This window comes from Azospirillum sp. B506, assembly GCF_000333595.1.
Classification (GTDB): Bacteria; Pseudomonadota; Alphaproteobacteria; order Azospirillales; family Azospirillaceae; genus Azospirillum.
Genome location: NZ_BADK01000475.1, coordinates 1 through 2,071, shown reverse-complemented (window position 1 = coordinate 2,071; position 2,071 = coordinate 1). Strand labels below are relative to the sequence as shown.

3 protein-coding genes are annotated in these 2,071 nt (G+C 62.3%); 2 read left to right on the top strand and 1 reads right to left on the bottom strand.

What is annotated here, in order from left to right; all coding sequences use genetic code 11:
• Positions 1-43 precede the first annotated feature (43 nt).
• A complete protein-coding gene (locus tag I71_RS14250; RefSeq protein WP_049976112.1) occupies positions 44-1,273 on the top strand; it encodes an ABC transporter substrate-binding protein in 1,230 nt (409 codons plus the stop codon).
• Between the two features lie 341 nt (positions 1,274-1,614).
• Here I71_RS14250 and I71_RS40825 read toward each other — a convergent pair whose 3' ends face one another.
• A complete protein-coding gene (locus tag I71_RS40825) occupies positions 1,615-1,767 on the bottom strand; it encodes a hypothetical protein (RefSeq protein ID WP_307188992.1) in 153 nt (50 codons plus the stop codon).
• On the opposite strand from I71_RS40825, the gene I71_RS40820 reads away from it, so the two are divergent.
• The gene (locus I71_RS40820; RefSeq protein ID WP_307188991.1) at positions 1,766-2,056 is read left to right on the top strand and encodes a hypothetical protein; all 291 of its coding nucleotides are present in this window, start codon (positions 1,766-1,768) and stop codon (positions 2,054-2,056) included. The genes I71_RS40825 and I71_RS40820 overlap by 2 nt on opposite strands.
• The last annotated feature ends 15 nt before the right edge of the window (positions 2,057-2,071 follow it).

The following is a 2,071-nucleotide window of genomic DNA, read 5'->3' as shown; positions in this document are numbered from 1 at the left end:
CCGCAACATGCGCAACGCAACGCTGAGGGGGAGGAATTCACGCATGATCGCACGTCTTTTGACCGGTGCCGGCCTTGCCGCCCTGACGTTCGGTGTCCTGTCCACGGCACCGGCCATGGCCCAGCAGGGCAAGCTGTCCGGCGACATCGTCAAGATCGGTGTGCTGAATGACCGCTCGGGTCTATATGCCGATCTTGGCGGCGAGGGGTCGGTCATTGCCGCCCGCATGGCGGCCGAGGAGTTCGGCAACAAGATCCTGGGCAAGCCCATCGAGATCATCTCCGCCGATCACCAGAACAAGCCCGACATTGGCGCCAACCTCGCCCGTCAGTGGATCGACCAGGACGGCGTCGATGTGATCGTCGACGTGCCAAATTCCGGTGTGGCGCTGGCCGTCCAGGAGGTGACAAAGGAGAAGAAGAAGATCTTCCTGATGGAAGGTCCGGCGACCTCCCGTCTGACCGGCGATGCCTGCTCTCCCACCGGCTTCCACTGGCCCTACGACACCCATGCGCTGGCTGTCGGGACCGGCCAGGCGATGGTGAAGGAGGGCGGCGACAGCTGGTTCTTCATCACCGCCGACTATGCCTTCGGCCATCAGCTGGAGGCGGACACCTCGGTCGAGGTGAAGAAGGCCGGCGGCAAGGTCGTCGGTTCGGTGAAGGCGCCGCTGAACACCGCCGACTTCTCCTCCTTCCTGCTGCAGGCCCAGGCGTCGGGCGCCAAGATCGTCGGACTAGCCAATGCCGGCGGCGACACCATCACTTCGATCAAGCAGGCGTCCGAATTCGGCCTGACGCAGACCGGCCAGCAGAAGCTCGCCGGCCTGCTGATCTTCCTGTCCGACGTGCATGCGCTGGGGCTTCAGGTGGCCCAGGATCTGGTGCTGACCACCGGGTTCTATTGGGACCGGGATGATGAATCGCGCGCCTGGTCCAAGAAGTTCTTCGACCGCTATGGCAAGATGCCGACGATGGTCCAGGCCGGCAGCTATTCCGCCGTCCGTCATTATCTGAAGGCGATCGAGGCCGCCGGGACCGACGACGGGCCGACCGTCGCCGCCAAGATGAAGGAAATGCCGGTCAACGACATGTTTGCCAAGAACGGCACGATCCTGCCGAACGGCCGCATGGTCCATGACATGTATCTCGCCCGTGTCAAGAAGCCGTCTGAGTCCAAGGGCGCCTGGGACTATTACCAGATCCTGCGCACCATCCCCGGCAAGGAGGCCTTCGCGACCTTCGAGGAAAGCGGCTGCAAGCTGCCGAAATGATGAAGCGGCAACAAACGCCGTGACGTGACGGAGCGGCATCCCCAACTGTGGCGGTCCCTTCAACAGGTGCTGCGACGGGGATGCCGTTGGGGAAAGCAACGTACATGATGGGAACGATTTTCGGCATTCCGCCCCAAGCGCTGTTTGGCCGGCGTCTGCTCAGCTTGTTCAATGGATGTTTTACGCGCTGCTCAGTCTCGGGCTGGCGATGATCCTCGGCATGTTGAGCGTCATCAATTTCGCCCATGCTGACCCAATTCGGCGTCGGCTATTGGTGGGCATTGCCCTAGGCACCGTTGATCGTCGTGCTGTTCGGGGTGGTCCTGGAGAAGGTGCTGCTGTCACGGCTCCATAAGCTCGACCGTCTCTACGGGCTTCTGCTGACCTTCGGTCTGGCGCTGATCGTCGAGGCGGCGTTCCAGCCACCAGTCTGGTGTCTCCGGCCAGCCCTCCCATTCCCGACGCGCCGATGGGCGGCCAGATCTGGACTTCATGTTCCTGTCCAACTATCGCGGCTGGGTGGTGGTCGCTTCGCTGATCGTCTGCATCAGCACCTGGATCGCCGTCGAAAGGACGAAGCTGGGCATCTACCCGCGCGTGGCAACGGAAAATCCTGTTCTGGTCCAGGCGTTCGGCATCAATGTGCCGCGGATGATCACCCTGATCCATGCCTTCGGCGTGGTGAGGACGAGATCCAGGTTCTGCCACGCGGCCCGTTGGTCGGCGTCTTTGACCTTTTTTACATCCCGGAGATGTATTATGCGGTGCTGGGCGTCTTCCTGATCGGCTGCGCATCGC